Origin of the sequence: Streptomyces sp. NPDC101132, from assembly GCF_044759225.1 — a bacterium.
In the GTDB taxonomy this organism is placed as follows: domain Bacteria; phylum Actinomycetota; class Actinomycetes; order Streptomycetales; family Streptomycetaceae; genus Streptomyces.
The window spans coordinates 81,641-99,678 of the sequence record NZ_JBIVYX010000003.1; the positions used below are offsets into that span (position 1 = coordinate 81,641).

At 74.6% G+C, this 18,038-nt stretch carries 16 protein-coding genes and 1 other RNA gene; 8 read left to right on the top strand and 9 right to left on the bottom strand.

Annotated elements, in window-relative coordinates:
- Positions 1 to 444 precede the first annotated feature (444 nt).
- On the top strand, positions 445 to 666 hold the full coding sequence (locus ACIQUR_RS07965) for a hypothetical protein (RefSeq protein ID WP_403660098.1): 222 nt from the start codon (positions 445 to 447) through the stop codon (positions 664 to 666).
- A 150-nt stretch (positions 667 to 816) separates the two neighbouring features.
- Here the strand turns inward: ACIQUR_RS07965 and rnpB are convergent.
- Positions 817 to 1,220, bottom strand: an RNA gene (rnpB, locus tag ACIQUR_RS07970) — RNase P RNA component class A.
- A 77-nt stretch (positions 1,221 to 1,297) separates the two neighbouring features.
- On the opposite strand from rnpB, the gene ACIQUR_RS07975 reads away from it, so the two are divergent.
- Together ACIQUR_RS07975 and ACIQUR_RS07980 are read left to right on the top strand one after the other, a co-directional pair.
- Positions 1,298 to 2,029, top strand: coding sequence for a MerR family transcriptional regulator (locus ACIQUR_RS07975; protein WP_403660101.1), 732 nt, complete (start codon positions 1,298 to 1,300; stop codon positions 2,027 to 2,029).
- On the top strand, positions 2,026 to 2,652 hold the full coding sequence (locus ACIQUR_RS07980) for a hypothetical protein (protein WP_403660104.1): 627 nt from the start codon (positions 2,026 to 2,028) through the stop codon (positions 2,650 to 2,652). The genes ACIQUR_RS07975 and ACIQUR_RS07980 overlap by 4 nt, the downstream gene beginning before the upstream one ends.
- 69 nt (positions 2,653 to 2,721) lie before the next feature.
- Here the strand turns inward: ACIQUR_RS07980 and ACIQUR_RS07985 are convergent, their stop codons facing one another.
- Positions 2,722 to 4,044 carry a serine hydrolase domain-containing protein gene (locus ACIQUR_RS07985; protein ID WP_403660107.1) on the bottom strand — a complete coding sequence of 441 codons (1,323 nt, stop codon included), beginning with the start codon at positions 4,042 to 4,044 and terminating at the stop codon, positions 2,722 to 2,724.
- Positions 4,045 to 4,288: 244 nt separating this feature from the next.
- Entirely contained in the window at positions 4,289 to 5,731 is a 1,443-nt protein-coding gene (locus ACIQUR_RS07990; protein WP_403660110.1) for an RNB domain-containing ribonuclease, read from the bottom strand.
- Between the two features lie 116 nt (positions 5,732 to 5,847).
- Between ACIQUR_RS07990 and yaaA the strand changes: the two genes are divergently transcribed.
- Both yaaA and eda read left to right on the top strand, forming a co-directional pair.
- The gene (gene yaaA / locus ACIQUR_RS07995) at positions 5,848 to 6,648 is read left to right on the top strand and encodes a peroxide stress protein YaaA (RefSeq protein WP_403660113.1); all 801 of its coding nucleotides are present in this window, start codon (positions 5,848 to 5,850) and stop codon (positions 6,646 to 6,648) included.
- A gap of 88 nt (positions 6,649 to 6,736) precedes the next feature.
- Positions 6,737 to 7,471: a bifunctional 4-hydroxy-2-oxoglutarate aldolase/2-dehydro-3-deoxy-phosphogluconate aldolase gene (eda, locus tag ACIQUR_RS08000; RefSeq protein WP_403660115.1), complete on the top strand. Its 735-nt coding sequence runs from the start codon at positions 6,737 to 6,739 to the stop codon at positions 7,469 to 7,471.
- Positions 7,472 to 7,620: 149 nt separating this feature from the next.
- Here the strand turns inward: eda and ACIQUR_RS08005 are convergent, their stop codons facing one another.
- Entirely contained in the window at positions 7,621 to 8,376 is a 756-nt protein-coding gene (locus ACIQUR_RS08005; RefSeq protein WP_403660118.1) for a bifunctional DNA primase/polymerase, read from the bottom strand.
- Positions 8,377 to 9,826: 1,450 nt separating this feature from the next.
- On the opposite strand from ACIQUR_RS08005, the gene ddaH reads away from it, so the two are divergent.
- The gene (gene ddaH, locus ACIQUR_RS08010; protein WP_403660121.1) at positions 9,827 to 10,636 is read left to right on the top strand and encodes a dimethylargininase; all 810 of its coding nucleotides are present in this window, start codon (positions 9,827 to 9,829) and stop codon (positions 10,634 to 10,636) included.
- Between the two features lie 18 nt (positions 10,637 to 10,654).
- On the opposite strand, the gene ACIQUR_RS08015 is transcribed toward ddaH, so the two are convergent.
- The gene (locus ACIQUR_RS08015) at positions 10,655 to 11,644 is read right to left on the bottom strand and encodes a small ribosomal subunit Rsm22 family protein (RefSeq protein ID WP_403660124.1); all 990 of its coding nucleotides are present in this window, start codon (positions 11,642 to 11,644) and stop codon (positions 10,655 to 10,657) included.
- A gap of 9 nt (positions 11,645 to 11,653) precedes the next feature.
- Positions 11,654 to 12,994: a multidrug effflux MFS transporter gene (locus ACIQUR_RS08020; RefSeq protein WP_403660127.1), complete on the bottom strand. Its 1,341-nt coding sequence runs from the start codon at positions 12,992 to 12,994 to the stop codon at positions 11,654 to 11,656.
- A 106-nt stretch (positions 12,995 to 13,100) separates the two neighbouring features.
- Here ACIQUR_RS08020 and ACIQUR_RS08025 point away from each other — a divergent pair, with 106 nt between their 5' ends.
- Both ACIQUR_RS08025 and ACIQUR_RS08030 read left to right on the top strand, forming a co-directional pair.
- Positions 13,101 to 13,862: an SDR family oxidoreductase gene (locus ACIQUR_RS08025; protein ID WP_403660130.1), complete on the top strand. Its 762-nt coding sequence runs from the start codon at positions 13,101 to 13,103 to the stop codon at positions 13,860 to 13,862.
- Positions 13,863 to 13,915: 53 nt separating this feature from the next.
- Entirely contained in the window at positions 13,916 to 14,800 is an 885-nt protein-coding gene (locus tag ACIQUR_RS08030) for a PhzF family phenazine biosynthesis protein (RefSeq protein ID WP_403660133.1), read from the top strand.
- Positions 14,801 to 14,848: 48 nt separating this feature from the next.
- Here ACIQUR_RS08030 and ACIQUR_RS08035 read toward each other — a convergent pair whose 3' ends face one another.
- The 3 genes from ACIQUR_RS08035 to efeB are packed head-to-tail and all read right to left on the bottom strand — an operon-like array spanning position 14,849 to position 18,009.
- On the bottom strand, positions 14,849 to 15,820 hold the full coding sequence (locus tag ACIQUR_RS08035) for a hypothetical protein (protein WP_403661406.1): 972 nt from the start codon (positions 15,818 to 15,820) through the stop codon (positions 14,849 to 14,851).
- Positions 15,726 to 16,691, bottom strand: a complete 966-nt coding sequence (gene efeU, locus ACIQUR_RS08040; protein ID WP_403660136.1) for an iron uptake transporter permease EfeU — start codon at positions 16,689 to 16,691, stop codon at positions 15,726 to 15,728. The genes ACIQUR_RS08035 and efeU overlap by 95 nt, the downstream gene beginning before the upstream one ends.
- A gap of 22 nt (positions 16,692 to 16,713) precedes the next feature.
- On the bottom strand, positions 16,714 to 18,009 hold the full coding sequence (gene efeB / locus ACIQUR_RS08045) for an iron uptake transporter deferrochelatase/peroxidase subunit (RefSeq protein WP_403660139.1): 1,296 nt from the start codon (positions 18,007 to 18,009) through the stop codon (positions 16,714 to 16,716).
- Between the last annotated feature and the right edge of the window lie 29 nt (positions 18,010 to 18,038).

Sequence of the window (18,038 nt, forward strand, 5' to 3'; positions counted from 1 at the left end):
GCGGGTCCTGCCGGTCCCGCGGGGCCGAAGGGCGACACCGGCGCGCAGGGGCCCAAGGGCGACGAGGGTGATGTGGGTCAGACCGGTGCCCAGGGCCCGAGGGGCGAGCGTGGCGAGGCGGGTCCGGCGGGTCCTGCCGGTCCCGCGGGGCCGAAGGGCGACACCGGCGCGCAGGGGCCCAAGGGCGACGAGGGTGATGTGGGTCAGACCGGTGCCCAGGGCCTGAAGGGCGAGCGTGGCGAGGCGGGTCCCGCGGGTCCTGCCGGTCCCGCGGGGCCGAAGGGCGACACCGGAGCCCAGGGTCTCGCGGGGCCGAAGGGTGACACCGGAGTTCAGGGGTCCGCGGGGCCGAAGGGTGACACCGGAGCTCAGGGGCCCAAGGGGGACACCGGGGCGGCAGGGCCGACTCGGAAGCCGGTCACGCTCGTCGGTGAGGTCCAGGCCGTGTCCCGGAACACCTCGCGCAACTACGCCGGTCCCGTCTGCCCCGCCGGTACGGACGTGATCGGCGGCGGCTTCTACCAGACGGGCACCCCGTCCGACGCGAACCTGCTGACCAGCCACCCCAACACCGAGGCCAACCGGTGGGACGTGTGGCTGAAGAACCCGCCCGTCGCGGCGGACACCGGCGTACGCGTCTACACGATCTGCCAGCCCACCGGCTGACGCCGAGCCGGCCGGGCCCGGCGCGGCCCGGCCGGGACCGACGGTGCCCCCGTCCGCTGCCCGAGCAGCGGACGGGGGCACCGTCACGTCCGGCCCCGGTATGCAAAAACCCGCCCCGACCGGGGATTCCCCAGGTCAGTGCGGGTGTGGCAGACGAGTCGGCCTGTACGCCGGGTTCTGTCGCCCGGAGACCTCGCGGTCGCCGGGGAGACGGCCATCCATCTAGGACCGGTGTTGCCACCGGCCTCGTGCGGTCTACCCGCGGACTCGGGCGGGCAGCCCTCGATCGTCCGCGCAGGGCCGGATTCCTCCGGCCCCTCTTGACCTTGCTCCGGGTGGGGTTTACCTAGCCGCCTGGGTCACCCCAGGCGCTGGTGGTCTCTTACACCACCGTTTCACCCTTACCGGAGGCCGAAGCCCCCGGCGGTCTGTTTTCTGTGGCACTGTCCCGCGGGTCACCCCGGGTGGGCGTTACCCACCACCCTGCCCTGTGGAGCCCGGACGTTCCTCGGCGGTCCCCTCGCGGGGCCCGACGCGGCCGCCCGGCCGGCTCGTCTGCCGTGCCGACCATGCTACCCGGCACCGCGGCGTCGCTTGACCTTGCCGCAGCGGCAACGTTTCTACTGGGCGCATGCGGATCGGAGAGATCGCCGCGCTGGTCGGGGTCACCACCCGGGCGGTCCGGCACTACCACCACGTCGGGCTGCTGCCCGAGCCCCGGCGGCTGGCCAACGGCTACCGCGCCTACACCGTGCGGGACGCGGTGCTGCTGGCGCGCATCCGGCGGCTGACCGAGCTGGGCCTGAGCCTGGACGAGGTGCGGGACGTGCTCGCCGACGACGCCGGCCGCGAGCTGGCCGACGTACTGGAGGAGCTGGACGCCGACCTGGCCCGCCAGGAGGCCGCGCTGCGGGAACGCCGGGAGCGGCTGGCCGCGCTGCGGGAGGCGGGCGGCGACACCGAGGCCGTCCCGCCCGCGCTCGCGGCCCTGCTCGCCCGGGTGCCGGTCACCGGTTCCCCCACGGCCGCCAAGGACCGGGAGCACCTGCTGCTGCTGGACACGGCGGGCCGCGGGGGCGCGGAGCTGTACGCCGCGCTCGGCGCGCTGGCCGCCGACCCCGCCGTACTCGGGCTGTACGAGCGCCTCGACGAGCTGGCCGACGCGCCCGCGGACGACCCGCGGATCGGCCCGCTCGCCGCGGCGCTGATCGCCGCGGTACCGGCGGAGGTGTTCGCCGCGATCCCGGCGGAGGGGCCGGCCGTGCCCGGCTTCAAGGAGGCCCTGCTGGCCGACTTCGAGCCCGCGCAGGCCGAGGTGGTCCGGCTGGTGATGGACGGCATGATCGAGAGAGGACGCGCATGAGGACGCTCACCGCCCTGTGGCTGCGGACACCCGTGTGGCTGCGGAGGCTCCTGGTCCACGAACTGCGGGCCACCCGCTCGCTGTTCCTGTGGGTGGCGCACCGCCGGCACGGGGTGCGCGAGGGCGACCTCGCCGTCCCGTACACCTCGCCCCAGACGGCGATGACGTACGGCTTCCTCTTCGTCTCCGTCGTCGAGACCGTGGCGCTGGCCCATCTGATCCCCTGGCCCGCGGTGCACCGGGTGCTGCTGGTCCTCGACGTGTACGGGGTGGTGCTCGTCCTCGCGATGCACGCCGCCTGCGTCACCCGCCCCCACCTGGTCCGCCCGGACGGCTCGGTGCGGGTGCGGTACGGCGCGCTCTTCGACCTGGAGGTGCCCGCCGACGCCATCGCCTCGGTACGGGTGGACCGGCGCTACCCGGAGGGGCGGCTGGTGCGGGAGGACGGGGAAGGGGCGCTGGACCTGATCGTCGGCAGCCAGACCACCGTCACCCTCGAACTCACCCGGCCGCTGCCCGTCGTACGCCCCCTCGGCGCCCGCACCGAGGCCCGCACCCTCCGCTTCCACGCCGACGACCCGGCCGCCCTGGTGGCGAGGGTCCGGGCGGCGCTGCCGGCCTGACGGACGCGGCAGGGGGCCCCGGGGCAGAGAGCCCCGGCAGCCCCGGCCCCGGCCGCCCGTGGGCCCTTCCTACAGCGGGTGGTCCGGCGCCAGCGCGGCCGCGATCCGCTTCGCGACCACCTCGGCCTGGTTCCCCTCCGGCGTGGTCGGGGTCTGCGTGGCCGAGACCGCGACGGCCAGCCGCTCCGCCGGCAGGTACGCCTGGATCGCCGCGTAGCCGGAGAACGACGGGTTCTGCACGGTCCAGTCCTTGACCACGATCACGCCCATGCCGAAGTGGAAGTCGTCGGTCTGCTTCAGGCACACGTCCGCGGGGCAGGTCGCCGTGCCGCCGCCGAGGCCGACCGTGCCCGGGTTCAGCAGGGTGCGGAACGAGCGGGGCGAGATCAGCTCACCGCTGCCGATGCCCTGCGCCGAGCGCGCCAGGTCGCAGATGTGACTGGTGATGACGGCGCCGGGCGCCGTGGTCCACGACGGGTTCCAGAAGGTGGACTCCTCGTAGAAGCCGCGGTCGGAGGTGTACGCGTGCAGGACGGGGGAGGGGATGTCGGGCGTGAAGTCGTTCCGGGTGTTCCGGAGCCCCAGCGGACCCCAGATCCGCTCCTTCAGCAGGACGTCGATCCGGGTCCCGGTGATCTTCTGGAGCGCGTCGGTCAGGAGCACGTAGTTGGCGTGCGAGTAGCTCCAGCTGGTGCCCGGCTCGTACCAGAAGGAGTGGCTGAAGGGGAACGCGAGCAGCTCCTGCGGCGTCCACTGGCGGAACGGGTCCTTCGGCAGCTCCGCGAGGAAGGCCGGGTCGGTGACGTAGTCGTGCAGGCCGCTGGTGTTGGTGGCCAGCATCCGCAGGGTGATCCGGTCCGCCTTGGGCAGGTACGGCAGCCAGCGCTCCACGGTGTCGTCGAGCCGGAGCCGCTTCTCCTCCGCCAGCTGGAGGAGGAGCGTGCCGATGTGGGCGAAGACCACCGATCCGGCGCGGAAGTGCATGTCGGGCCGGGCCGGCACGCCCGTCATGGACTCGCCGAGGGCGTCGGTGTAGACGTCGCGCCCGTCCGCCGCGACCTTCACCTCGACGGAGTTCAGGTGGAGCTCCTCCTTGGCCAGGCGGACGATCTCCCGCACCTTCCGGCCGTCGGGCCCGAGCGGCCCCTGCGTCCGCACGCAGTCGGGGCCGCCCTTGCCGCCGCCCCGCGCGTCCGCCGCGGGTGCGGTGGGGGCGGTGGGTGCGGCGGGTGCGGCGAGGGCGGTGCTCTGGAGGGTGAGGGCGAGCAGCGCCGCGCCGATCAGGGCCCGGCGGGCGCGCGGACGGGCGCGCCGTGCCCCGGACGGGGCGGGGGACGGGGGCGAGGGCGGGGGCGAGGACGGGGCGGCGGTGGGCCGGGGGGTACGCGTCATGCCCGCACTATCCACGGATGATCGACGCTCATCCCTCGAAACCACCGCAAACCATGCCAGATGCCCCCGCACGGACCTCTGACCGCCGGCGGCCGGCGGCCGGCTGCGGGGCGGCGGCGGTGAGGAGGGACGGAGGGGCGGAGGTGGTGAGGAGGGGGAGGTGGTGAGGGGGCGGAGGCGGAGGCCGGGTGGGGCGGAGGTGGTGAGGGGGCGGGGGCGGAGGCCGGGCGGGGCCGGGCCGGCCTCAGGCCGGGGCGAAGAGGACCTTCGCGCGGCCCGGGTCGGCCTGGGCGAGCCGGACCCGGATGCGCTCGCCCAGCGGCAGCGCCCCGTCGGCGGACTCGACGCGCCCCACCACCGCCGGCTCCTCCAGGTGCACCGTGCCCACCCGGGGCTCGCGCTCCTTCACGTCGATCACCGTCGCGTCGAAGACCTCGCCCACCCGGTCCTTCAGCAGGGCCGCCTCCACCAGGTCCACGCACTCCCGCTCCACCGTGTTGGCCCGCCGGGTGCCCTCCGCCATCTCGCGCGGGAGCGCGTCCAGCGCGGCCAGCGCCCACTCCGGCGGCTCCCGGCCCGCGCTGAACGCCAGGCACAGCTCACCCGCGTACCGGTCGGCCAGGCGGCGCAGCGGCGCGGTGCAGTGGGTGTACGGGGCGGCCACGGCCGCGTGCACCGCCGGGTCCGGGGCCGCGCCGTTCCGGAACACCGTGTACCCCGCGCCCCGCAGCAGTGCCGTGCACTCCTGGAGGAACGCGGCGTGCCGGGGGAGCCTCGGGTCGAGGGAGCGGACGAGCTCGGCGTACGGGACGTGGTGCGGCCAGTCGATGCCCAGCGCCTGCGCCGCCCGGCGCAGGCGGCCGACCGCGCCGTCCGGGGCCATGGGGAGGGTGCGCAGGATCCCCGTACCGGCGTCCAGCATCAGCCCGGCCGCCGCCATTCCGGTCAGCAGCGAGAGCTGCGCGTTCCAGCCGTCCACGGGCAGCGGCGCCCGGTACGCGAGCTCGAAGCCGTCGTCCCGCCTGCTGATCTCCTGCTCCGGTACGTTCAGCGAGACGCCGCCCCGCTCGACCTCCAGCGCCTCCCGGAGCTGCCCGACCTCCCGCAGCAGGGCGAGCGGCTCCTCGGCGGTGCCGGCGTCCAGCGCGTGCTGCACCCCGGTGTAGTCGAGCTTGGCCCGGCTGCGCACCAGCGCCCGCCGCACCTCGGTGACCTCCACCCGGCCGTCCCCGTCGAGGTCGTGCCGCCAGAGCAGTGCGGGCGCGGTGTGGTCCGGCAGCAGACTGGCCGCCCCCTCGGACAGCACGGCCGGGTGCAGCGGCACCTTCTCGTCGGGGAAGTAGAGGGTGGTCACCCGGCGGTGCGCCTCGGCGTCCACCGCGCCGCCCGGCACGACGAAGGCGGCCACGTCGGCGATGGCGTAGTGGACGCGGTAGCCGCCGCCGGGCCGCCGCTCCAGGTGCAGGGCCTGGTCGAGGTCCACGGAGTCGGGCGGGTCGATCGTGAGGAAGGGGACGTGGGTGGCGTCCTCCGCGGGCAGCCGCGGCTCCCGGGCGGCCCGCTCCGCCTCCTCCAGGACCGCCGCCGGGAAGCCCTCCGGCACGTCGAGTTCCCGGCGCAGGTCCCGCAGGGCGTCCCGCAGCGGGGCCGCCGCTGCGCCGGTCATGTGCATCTGACGGCGTGGCATGTACCCGAGCGTAGGGGCGGGGGCGGGGACCGGCACGGCGAGAGCGGGGCGGGGGCGCGGCTACGCTCTTCTGGGGGCCGCACCCCTCGCCCGTCCGTACCCGAAGGAGAACCGCCGTGCTCGTGCTGCTGCCGCCGTCCGAAGGAAAGGCCGCCAGTGGCTCCGGCTCGCCCCTCAAGCCCGAGGGGCTCTCCCTGCCGGGCCTGGCCGCGGCCCGCGCCGCCGTGCTCGACGAGCTGGTCGAGCTGTGCGCGGCCGACGAGCTGAAGGCCCGCGAGGTGCTCGGCCTCAGCGAGGGCCTGCGCGGCGAGGTCGCCAAGAACGCGGAGCTGCGCACCGCCGGCGCCCGCCCGGCCGGGGAGATCTACACCGGCGTGCTGTACGACGCCCTGGACCTGGCCGGCCTGGAGCCGGCCGCCCGGGCCCGCGCCGAGGCCTCGCTGGTGGTGTTCTCGGGGCTGTGGGGTGCGGTGCGGATCGGCGACGAGATCCCCTCGTACCGCTGCTCGATGGGGGTGAAGCTGCCCGGCCTCGGCGCGCTCGGCGCGTACTGGCGGACGCCGATGGCCGAGGTGATGCCGGAGGCGGCGGGCGACGGCCTGGTGCTGGACCTGCGGTCCTCCGCGTACGGGGCCGCGTGGAAGCCGAAGGGCGAGGTGGCCGGGCGGACGGCCACGGTGCGGGTGCTGCAGTCGCAGATGGTGGACGGCGTGGAGAAGCGCTCCGTGGTGAGCCACTTCAACAAGGCCACCAAGGGACGGCTGGTCCGCGACCTGCTGCGGGCCGGCGCGGCCCCCGCGGACCCCGCCGAGCTGCTCGTCGCGCTGCGGGACCTGGGGTACGTGGTCGAGGGCGAGGCCCCGGCGAAGGCCGGCAAGGCGTGGTCGCTGGACGTGGTGGTGACGGAGATCCACTGAGGGGGCGGCCGGCTCCTTCACATCGACGCCCGTTGCACAGAGCGCAACGGGCGTTGCGCTGTGCGTGCGGACTCGTGAGGATGGCGGCATGTCGTCACCGGCCGAGGTGTCCGTGCTGGACCATGCCCCCGTCCTGCCCGTCGTGGTGCTGGAGGACCGCGCCGCCGCGGTGCCGCTGGCCCGGGCGCTGGTCGCCGGCGGCCTGCCGGCGATCGAGGTGACCCTGCGCACACCGGCCGCGCTGGACGCGATCAGGGCGGTGGCCGCGGAGGTCCCGGAGGCGGTGGTCGGCGCGGGCACGGTGGTCGGTGCGCGGCACGCGGAACGGGCGGTGGCGGCGGGGGCGCGGTTCCTGGTCAGCCCAGGCTGCTCGGCGGGGCTGCTGGCGGCGATGCGGGGGACGGGGGTCCCGTACCTGCCGGGCGCCGCGACCGCGTCGGAGGTGCTGGGGCTGCTGGAACAGGGCGTGACGGACCTGAAGTTCTTCCCGGCCGAGGCGGCCGGCGGCACGCGCTACCTGCGCGCGCTGGCCGGGCCGTTGCCCGCCGCGCGGTTCTGCCCGACCGGCGGCATCACGGCCGCGACGGCACCGGAGTACCTGGCGCTGCCCAACGTGGCCTGCGTGGGCGGCACCTGGCTGGTCCCGGACGAGGTGCTGGCGACCCGGGACTGGGACCGCGTGACGGAACTGGCCCGTGCGGCGGCGGGGCTGGGTGGGGTGGCGACCGGGTTGGGCGGGGTGGCGGGTGTGGGCCGGGCGGCAGGTGTGGGCCGGGCGGCAGGTGTGGGTGGGCGGGCAGCGTCCGGTGGGCCGGTGGTGTGACGGGGCCGGCCGTGTGGGGGTGAGGGCGGGGGTGCCCCTGCGGATGGGGTGCCTGTGGGGACTGGGTTCCCGTGGGGGACTGGGTTCCCGTGGGGATGGGTGTGCCCGTGGGGACTGGGTGCCTGTGGGGACCGCCGCGGCGGTGCCGCCTACCGGCTGAGCGGCCAGGCCACCGCGTGCGCGTCGTGGTCGGCGTCCGCCAGGTGCTGGGCGCAGGCGTCGGTGAGCGTCTCCAGGAGGGTCAGCGGATCGGGGAGGGGGTGCTCGGGCCCGCGTACCCAGTCGACGGTCAGCTCACCGGGCAGGGCCGCCGGCGGTACGAGCACGTAGCTGCCCCGGCAGTGCCAGCGCAGGCCCGGATGCTCGTCCATGGTCTCGGGATGGCAGTCCAGTTCGCAGGGCCACCACTCGTCCTCGTCCTCGGGGGTGCCGCGGGTGGCGGTGAAGAACAGCATGCGGCCGTGGCCGCCCTCGTCACCGGCGCCCGACTCGGCCACCGGGCCGACCTCGACCCCGGCGGCGAGCAGCCGCTCCAGCGCGGCCCGGCCGGCCTCCAGCGGGACGTCCAGGACGTCGTGGACCATGCCGGTCGCGGTGATGAAGTTGGCCGAGGGGTGGTTGCGGGCCCAGCGCTCGATCTGGGCGCGGTCGGTGGTGGACTGCGTCTGCCAGGCGAAGGAGAGCGGGTGCCGGGCGGGCGTGGGACAGCCGATGCGTTCGCACGAACAGCGGTAGCCGGCGGGGTGCGCGGCCGGAGCGATCGGGAGGCCCGCGGAGGCCGTGGCCAGGAGCAGGGACTCGCGCTGCCGGCCGGGGTCTTCGGCCGCGGGCTTGCGCAGACCGCGCAGCCACTGGGAAATCCTGCTCTGCTCACCGCGTTTGACGCGGCCGGACTCAGACCCCATGTATCCCCTCACCTCACCGTTGGCCCCGGCAGACCGTTCCATCGTCCCACCATCCTGCGCCCCGGGTGACCGCACTTCCCAACCGGGGGGCGGGGGGACGGGGGTTGGGGTGGAGGGCATTGCGGGGTGAAAAGGGTTATATGGGGGCAAGGGGTGGGGGTGGTGGGTGGGAGGGCGGATGGCGCCCTTGGCCGCGTGGCGCCCTGGTCGCGTGGCGCCTCGGTCGGATGGCGCCCCTGATCGGCGGCGCCTCCCGGCCATCCGGCCCGGGGGCGCCCGCGGGGGCACCCGGCTGGACGGCTCCTCGCGTCACTGCCGCCTGTCTCCCTCACGCCGACCTCTTCACTGCCGGCCCGTGACTTTCGCCACGGCGCCGCGGTGTCGGGCTGCCGCGGAGCTACCGGCGGGGCGCTGTGCAGCTGCCACGGCCTCTTGCCGTGGCCGCTACGCCGTCGAGCTGTCGCCTCGCTACGCCGTCAGGCCGCCGGGCTGCTACCACCTCGTGCTGTCGCGCGCCGCGCCGGGCGGATCCACGCTGTCACGCCGTCGGGCTGCCGCGGGGGCGCGGCGTCGCGTGGGTACGCGGGCGCGCCGTGGGGTGCACCGCGATGTCGCGTGGGTACGTGGGTGCGCCGTCGCGGTGGCGCGCCGCTGTCGCCCTGTTGTGCCGCTGCGCTGCCCGGCTGACACGGCCTCGTGCTGTGGCGGAGCTGCGTCGGGCGGGGCCGCGCCTTCGCGCCGCTGGCTGACACGGCCTCGTGCTGTGGCGGAGCTACCGTCACGTCGTTGCATAGCCGCGCCGTTGCAGACCCGCTGCGTCCGGATGCCGCCGCCTCGTGCTGGCGCGGGGGCACGGCCCGCCGGAGCTTCGGGGGTGGGTCGTGTGGTGTGTGGGTCCCCTCGGTGCTTGACCCGTCGTGGCCTGCAGGCCCAGCGGCAGGCCCACCCCGGGGGCAGGGGGGCTGCGCCCCTGGCCTTCGGCCACCCCCGGCCCGGGCCTGCCTCCGGACCAGCCTGCCACGACGCCTCAAGCACCTTCCCCACACACCACACGACCCACCTGGGCGGCCAAGGGAAGTGCGGGGGAGTGGGGTGGGGCGCGGCCACGCCGGTATTGCCCTGGCGGGGGGGCTGGAGCGCTTCGCCCTGGCCTTCGGCCACCCCAGGCCCGGGCCTTCCTCCGGACCACGCCTCAAGCACCTCCCCCACACACCACGCGACCCACCTGGCCCTGCCAAGGGGAGGCGACGGGCGGACGTGTGCCCTCGGTGGAGGCCCGGCGGTCTGTTGGCCCCGTAGCGGAGATTCGGTGCGGGGGGCGGGATTTCGTGGGGGCGTCGCGAAAACCACCCGATCAGTTCAATGCGCCGCGCGCGTTCAGGAGAGACGATTCTCTTCGCGCGTCGCCCAACCCGGTGGCGCGGCCGTCGTGTCCCGTGAGGAGCCCTCTTTGCGCAGAGACGCCACACCCCGCCGGTACCTGATGTGCCCACCCACGCACTTCAGGGTCACCTACTCCATCAACCCGTGGATGGACCCGGACAAGCCGGTGGACCTGCAACTGTGCCTGACCCAGTGGGAAGACCTGCGCGACCGCTACCGCGCCCTCGGCCACACCGTGGAGCTCCTGGAGCCGCGCCCCGGCCTGCCGGACATGGTCTTCGCCGCCAACGGCGCCACCGTCATCGACGGCCGTGTGCTCGGCGCCCGCTTCGCCTATCCCGAGCGGACCGCCGAGGCGCAGGAACACCTGGACTGGTTCCGGGCGAACGGCTTCACCGAGATCCACGAGCCGTCCCACATCAACGAGGGGGAGGGCGACTTCGCCGTGACCGCCTCGTACGTCCTGGCCGGGCGCGGATTCCGGTCCTCGCCGCTCTCCCACGACGAGGCCCAGGAGTTCTTCGGCCGGCCCGTCATCGGGCTCGACCTGGTGGACCCGCGCTACTACCACCTCGACACCGCGCTCTCGGTGCTCGACGGCGACGAGATCATGTACTTCCCCGAGGCGTTCTCGCCCGGCAGCCGGTCCGTGCTCCGCCGCCTCTTCCCCGACGCGCTGATCGCGACGGAGGAGGACGCCGCGGCCCTGGGCCTCAACGCGGTCTCCGACGGCCGCCACGTCCTGCTCCCGCAGGCGGCGGTCGGCCTCTACCAGCCGCTGCGCGCCCGCGGGTTCGAGCCGATCGGCATGGACCTGGGCGAACTCCTCAAGGGCGGCGGCAGCGTGAAGTGCTGCACCCAGGAGCTCCGGATGTAGCCCGGCCCGGGCCCCCGGCTACTGCGCCGGGGGCCAGGCGTCGCCCCACTCGGCGTCGCGCGCCGACTTGTAGAGGGCGCCGTGCCGCTTCGAGACCGTCTCCCGGACCAGGCCGTCGGGGCCGCACAGGTCCAGCATGACCAGGCCCTTGCGGATCTGCGGCCGCCGGGTGACCCGGGCCGTGGCCGGGGCCACCGGGAAGCGGGTGGCGGCGACGTAGCTGAACTTCTCGTCCTCGTACGCCAGCGAGCCGCCCTTCACCTGCCGGTGCAGCGAGGACCGGCTGACCCGCGCCGAGAAGTGGCACCAGTCCTCGCCGACCACGATCGGGCAGGCCCCGTCGTGCGGGCAGGGGGCGGCCACGTGCAGGCCCGCCTCGATCAGCCGGTCCCGGGCCTCCCGGACGCGCAGGTAGCCCTCGGGGGTGCCGGGCTCGATGACCACCACCGCGCGGGCGCTGCGCGCGGCCTCGGCCACCACCGCCGCCCGGGCCTCCGCGGTCAGCTCGCCCAGGACGTACGAGACCGTCGCCAGGTCCGCCTCGGGCAGGCTCAGCGCCGTACCGATCACGGCCTTCTGCCAGCGCGCGCCCCGCAGCACCGGCGAGGGCGCGGCCCCCGCCAGCTCCCGGCCCAGCGCCAGGGCCGGCTCGGCCCAGTCCAGCACCGTCGTCTCGCGCGGCCCCTCCCAGACGGCGTCCACCGCCCAGGTCGCCGCGCCGGTGCCGCCGCCGACGTCCACGTGCGAGGCGGGGGACCAGTCCGGGGCCGCGTCCGCGAGGCCGGCCAGGGAGGCCCGTACCGCCTCGAAGGTCGCGGGCATCCGGTACGCCGCGTACGCGACCACGTCGGAGCGGTCGCGCAGCACGGGCGCGTCGGTCGGGGTGCGTCCCCGGTAGTTGGCGATGAGCCGGTCGACGGCGGCGGTGGCCTGCTTCGGCGGCAGCCCGTCGAGGAGGCCGGCGAGCGCGCCGCGCAGCGCGTCGGCGGTGGGGACAGAGGCGTTCACCCCGAGAGTTTAAGCCGCTGCCACCTGCGCCCGGCTCCGCCCGGGGCGGCACAGGAAGACGAAGCAGGCCACCGCCGCGAGGGCGCTGCCCACCTGCACGACGGCCATCGGCACCGCGGTGTGCTCGCCCGCGATGCCCACCAGCGGCGAGGCCACCGCGCCCACCAGGAACGAGCTGCTGCCGAGCAGCGCGGAGGCGGAACCGGCGGCGTGCGGGGCCCGCAGCAGGGCCTGGCTGTTGGTGTTGGGCAGCACCACGCCCTGGGCCGACATCAGCACGAACAGGCAGCCGGCCACCGGCGCCAGGCCCACCTCGCCGAACACCCCGGTGGTGATCAGCAGCAGCGCCGTCGCGGCCAGCGAGATCACCGCCAGACCGCCGGCCAGCACCTTGTCGAGGCTGACCCGGCCCGCCAGCAGCTTGCCGTTGACCTGTCCGGCGGTGATCAGGCCGATCGCGTTCAGGCCGAACAGCAGGCTGAAGGTCTGTGCCGAGGCGCCGTAGATCTCCTGCACCACGAAGCTGGAGGCCGAGACGTACGAGAAGAGCACCGCGAACGCGAAGCTGCCCGCCAGCGTGTAGCCGGTGAACACCCGGTCGGCCAGCAGCCCCCGGACCGCCCGCAGCGAGGCGCCCACCCCGCCGGCCTGCCGGCGCTCCGGCGGCAGCGTCTCGTCGAGGAGCCGCCAGACCAGCACGGTCAGCACCAGGCCCACGGCCGTCAGCACCACGAAGACGCCCCGCCAGTCGGAGAAGCGCAGCACCTGCCCGCCGATCAGCGGCGCGACGATCGGCGCCGCCCCGGAGACCAGCATCAGGGTGGAGAAGAACCGCACCATCGCGACGCCGTCGAACATGTCGCGCACCACGGCCCGGGCGATCACCACGCCCGCTGAGCCGGCCAGGCCCTGGACCAGGCGGAACCCGATGAGCAGCTCCGCGCTGGGCGCCAGCGCGCAGACCGCGGTGGCCACCACGTACACGGCCATGCCGATCAGCAGCGGGCGGCGGCGGCCCCACTTGTCACTCATCGGGCCGATCACCATCTGGCCCAGGGCCATGCCGGCCAGGCAGGCCGTGAGGGTGAGCTGGACCGTGGCCGCCGGGGTGCCCAGGGCGCCGGCGATCTCCGGCAGGGCGGGCAGGTACATGTCCATCGACAGCGGCGTCAGGGCGACGAGCCCGCCGAGGATCAGGACCACCAGGAGCGGTGTGCGGCGCGCCGCCGGGGGCCCGGCGACCGGTGCTCCCAGAGGGTCGGCCCGGGTCTCGGGGGGTGCGGGTTCCCGTGGTGCGGGACCACCGGGTATCTCCTCGTCGGGGACGGTGGGGCGGCCGCTCTCCGTCATGCGAACTCCAAGTCTCGTGTACACGCGTCACCCGGGACGGCACCCATGCTCTCAGCCTGTGGAACGTCCGTGGGTCCGGACTTCAGGTCACGTACATTGCGGCCTCATGAACGCACCTCGGAAGAAAATCGCTGTAGTGACGGGCGCGGGCTCCGGCATCGGCCGGTCCGTGGCGCTCGCCCTGGCGGCGGCCGGCTGGTCCCTGGCGCTCGCCGGCCGCCGGCGGGAGGCGCTGGAGGAGACGGCGGAGGCGGCCGGGGAGACGGCCGACGTGCTGTGCGTACCGGCCGACGTGAGCGACCCGGCGTCCGTGACCGCCCTCTTCGCCGCGGTGCGCGAGCGGTACGGGCGGCTCGACCTGCTCTTCAACAACGCGGGCACCTTCGGCCCGGGCGGGGTGCCGCTCGACGAGCTGTCGTACGAGGACTGGCGCACGGTGGTGGACGTCAACCTGACCGGGGCGTTCCTGTGCGCGCAGGCGGCGTTCCGCCAGATGAGGGAGCAGGACCCGCAGGGCGGCCGGATCATCAACAACGGCTCGATCTCGGCCCAGGTGCCGCGCCCCCACTCGGTGGCGTACACGGCGACCAAGCACGCGGTGACGGGGCTGACGAAGTCGCTGTCCCTGGACGGGCGGCCGTACCGGATCGCCTGCGGGCAGATCGACATCGGCAACGCGGCCACCGAGATGACCGAGCGGATGCAGACCGGCATCCTGCAGGCCAACGGGCAGCTCGCGGTCGAGCCGGTGATGGACGCCGGGGACGTGGCGCGCACGGTGCTGCACATGGCGGAGCTGCCGCTGGAGGCGAACGTGCAGTTCGCCACGGTGATGGCGACGAACATGCCGTTCATCGGGCGCGGCTGACTCCGGGGCCCCGGCCGGGGAATGCCGCGGCCGGTACCGGAGTTGGCCCGATCATGACGACTTCCGACGCCTCCGCCGAGGTGCTGCGCTACACGGCCTTCTCCGCCGACCCCGAGGGCGGCAACCCCGCCGGGGTGGTGCTCGACGCGTCCGGCCTGGACGACGCCGCCATGCTGGAGACCGCCGCCGCGCTGGGCTACAGCGAGACCGCCTTCCTGACGCCCCCGCCCGCGGAGCTGGCCGGCGAGCCGGGCCGGGCGTTCACGATCCGGTACTTCAGCCCGAAGGCGGAGGTGCCGTTCTGCGGGCACGCCACCGTGGCCACCGCCGTGGCGCTGGGCGAGCGGAACGGCCCCGGCGAGCTGCTCTTCGCCACGCGCGCCGGGACGGTGCCGGTGTCGGTGACCGCCGACGGCGGGGACCGCTACCGGGCCACGCTCACCAGCGTGGAGCCCCGGGTGGAGGAGATCGGCGCCGACGACCTCGCGGAGGCCCTCGCCGCGCTGGACTGGCCGGCGGCCGACCTGGACCCGGCGTTCACCCCGGGCATCGCCTACGCGGGGGCCCGGCACCTGGTGCTCGCGGCCGGCACCCGCGAGCGGCTCGCGGACCTGGCGTACGACTTCGGGCGGCTGGAGGCGCTGATGCTGCGGCTGGACCTGACCACCGTGCAGCTGGTGTACCGCGAGTCGGACCACGTCTTCCACGTGCGGGACCCGTTCCCGGTGGGCGGTGTCGTGGAGGACCCGGCCACCGGTGCCGCGGCGGCCGCCTTCGGCGCGTACGCCCGGGAGCGCGGCCTGGTCGGCGAGGAGGCGGTGCTCACGCTCCACCAGGGCGCGGACATGGGCCGGCCGGGGGAGCTGACGGTCTCGCTCGTGGCCGGCGACCCGCGGGTGCGCGTCTCCGGCACCGGCACCCGCATCCCGGCCGCCTGACGGACCGGACCGGGGCCGGGCGGACGGGTCCGTCCGGCCGGGCGGGGCCTACGAGCCCTTCGCCACGACCAGCCCCTGGGTGCGGCTGAGGAACAGCGCCCGGGGGTTGGTCTCGGTGGCCGGCGGCAGGGAGACGGTCTGGGCAGAGACGAACTCGCGCACCAGCGTGGTGTCCGCCGTGCCCGTCATGATCGCCTTGACCCCGGAGGTCAGCGGCAGCTTCGCGCCCTTGACCGACTTGTCGATCCGCTGCTGCTCGAAGTGGCGGGAGGCGAAGAAGACGAAGGCCCCGCCGTTCTGCGTGCGCAGGCCGAGCGGCGCGTAGGACCCGGTGTCCGCGGCCCGGTCGACCCAGCGCGTGGTCAGGCCCTGCCGTTCCGCGTTTCGGGCCCGGACGGCGCGGCGGCCGGTGGTCTGGCTGCCCGGCGCGAAGCCGTTCGGCCGCCCGTCGGTGAGGTAGGCGGCGTACCGCTTGCTCAGCTCGCCGGGGGGTATCGCCACGTCCTTGGCGGCCGGGTCCACCGGCTCGGCCCAGCCGTCCGCGTCCGTCTTGAAGACCGGCACCTCCTCCGGCATCAGCACGGAGACGTACGCGACCTGCCAGGGCTGCCGGGGGGCGCTCTTGACGAAGGTCAGCACGACCCGGCTGTCGGCCTTGTCGGTGCCCGCGTCCTTGTTGCTGTCGGTGTCCGCGACGAAGAAGCGCGGCCAGCCGGCCTTCTTCGGGATGGTGTAGGCGACGTCGGTCAGCTGGAGCGGCTTGAACTTCGTGTTGCCACCGGGCTTGAGGGCCTTGTTGGCGCGCAGGTTGGCCTTCTTGGCGTCGCCGTACGGGCCGGTCACCGAGGAGGCGATGAGCGTCTCGTCGTAGACCTTCTCGGCCCGGTTGTAGGCGGCGAGGAAGTCCGTCAGCGCCTGCGCGGCCTCAGCCTTCGTCGCCGACGGAACGACTGCTTCCGCCCCGTGCACCGTCACGCACGCGCTCGCCGTCAGCGCCAGCACCGCCGTCGCGGCCGTCACCGCCCCCGGCCGCCTCAGCCTGCTCAGCCTGCTCATGGCTACTCTTCTGCTCCTTCGCCCCCGCCGACCGTCCGAACCCTACCGGGAGCAGGAACAGAGCGAGCGCCGGGATCAGGTAGAGCGCCCACACCGTGACCTGAAGCACCGTCGGGTCGGGCTGGAAATTGAAGGTTCCCTTCAGAAGGGTGCCGTACCAGCTGTCCGGGGGGATGGTCGTGCTGATGTCGAAGGCCTTGTCCTGGAGGCCGCCGACGAACCTGGCCTCCTGGAGGTCGTGGACCCCGTACGCGAGCACGCCCGCGGCCACGACGACCAGCATGCCGCCGGTCCAGGTGAAGAACTTCGCGAGGTTGATCTTCAGCGCGCCCCGGTAGAACAGCCAGCCCAGCACCACCGAGGAGGCGATGCCCAGCAGGGCGCCGACCAGCGGGCTGGTGCCGTCGCCGGCGGCCTTCACGGAGCGCCACACGAAGAGGGAGGTCTCCAGGCCCTCGCGGCCCACGGCCAGGAAGGCCGTGGTGACGAGCGCGCCGGTGCCCATGGCGAGCGCGGCGTCGAGCTTGCCGTGCAGTTCGGCCTTCAGGTGCCGCGCGGTGCGCTTCATCCAGAAGACCATCCAGGTCACCAGGCCGACCGCGACGATCGACAGGGTGCCGCCCAGGGCCTCCTGCGCCTCGAAGGTCAGTTCCTGGCTGCCGAACTCCAGGCCCGCGCCGAAGGCGAGGCTGATGGCGGCGGCGATGCCCACGCCGGTCCAGATGGCGGGCAGTCTGCCCTTGTTGCCGGTCTTGACCAGATAGGCGACCAGGATGCAGACGACCAGGCTGGCTTCGAGGCCCTCACGCAGGCCGATCAGGTAGTTGCTGAACACGTCGGTTCCCTCCCCGCGCTCGTCAGGAGAACAGCGCCCGGCCCCACCAGTCGTCCTTGTCGCGGACGCCCGGCGGGACGGCGAAGACGGCCGAGCCCACGTGCTGGATGTATTCGTTCAGGACGTCGGCCCGCGCGAGGCTGCGCTGGACCGGGATGAAGCCCTTGCGCACGTCCCGCTGGTACGCGAGGAAGAACAGGCCCGCGTCGAGGCGGCCCAGCCCGTCCGTGCCGTCCGTGAAGGAGTAGCCGCGGCGCAGGATGGTCGCGCCGTTATTGCTGTCGGGGTGCGCGAGGCGGACGTGCGCCTCGGGCTTCATCGCCTTCAGGAACGGCTCGTCGCGCTCCTTGGACTTGCCCACCGGGGCGCCCTCGGCCTTGTCCCGGCCGAAGATGTCCTCCTGCTCCTGGAGCGGCGTACGGTCCCAGATCTCGATGTTCATCCGGATCCGGCGCGCCACCAGGTACGAGCCGCCGGCCATCCAGGCCGACTCGCCCGGCACGTCCTTCGGGGCGACCCAGACGTGCTTCTCCAGGGCGGCGGTGTCGGTGCCCGATATGTTCCGGGTGCCGTCCTTGAAGCCCATCATGTTGCGCGGCGTCTGCTCCTCGGGGGTGGTCGAGGAGGTCTTGCCGAAGCCGAGCTGCGACCAGCGCACCACGACCTTGCCGAAGCCGATGCGGGCGAACTGGCGGATGGCGTGGACGGCGACCTGCGGGTCGTCGGCACAGGCCTGGATGCAGAGGTCGCCGCCGGAGCGGGCCGGGTCCAGGTTGTCGCCGGGGAACAGCTCCAGGTCGACCAGGGCCTCGGGGCGCCTGCCCTCCAGGCCGAAGCGGCCCTTGGCGAAGAGCGAGGCGCCGAAGCCGATGGTGACGGTGAGGCGGGACGGCTTCAGGCCGAGGGCCTCGCCGGTGTCGTCCGGCGGGGCCTCCGGGAGGCCGCCGACCGCGCCCTCGCCGACCGGGAGGCCGGCGGTCATCCGCTCGGCCGCCCGGGTCCAGTCCTTCAGGAGCTGCACCAGCTCGGCGCGGTCCGTGGTCTTCACGTCGAAGGCGGCGAAGTGCAGGCGGTCCTGGACCGCCGAGGCGATGCCCGCCTGGTGGGCGCCGTGGAAGGGCACCGCGGCGCCCGTCAGGGCGGCCGGTACGGTCTCGCCCGAGCCGGCCAGCGCGGCGGCGGTGCCGCCCGCGGCCGCGGCGCCGAGCGCGAGGCCCGCGCCGCCCCAGCCCAGGACGGACCGGCGGGAGGGGCCGCTGGGCTCGGCCGCGGCGGCGGACTCGGACTCGGTGGACACCGTGGTGTTCTCTTCGCTCATCTCAGGCTTTCCGGACATCGGGCTGCACC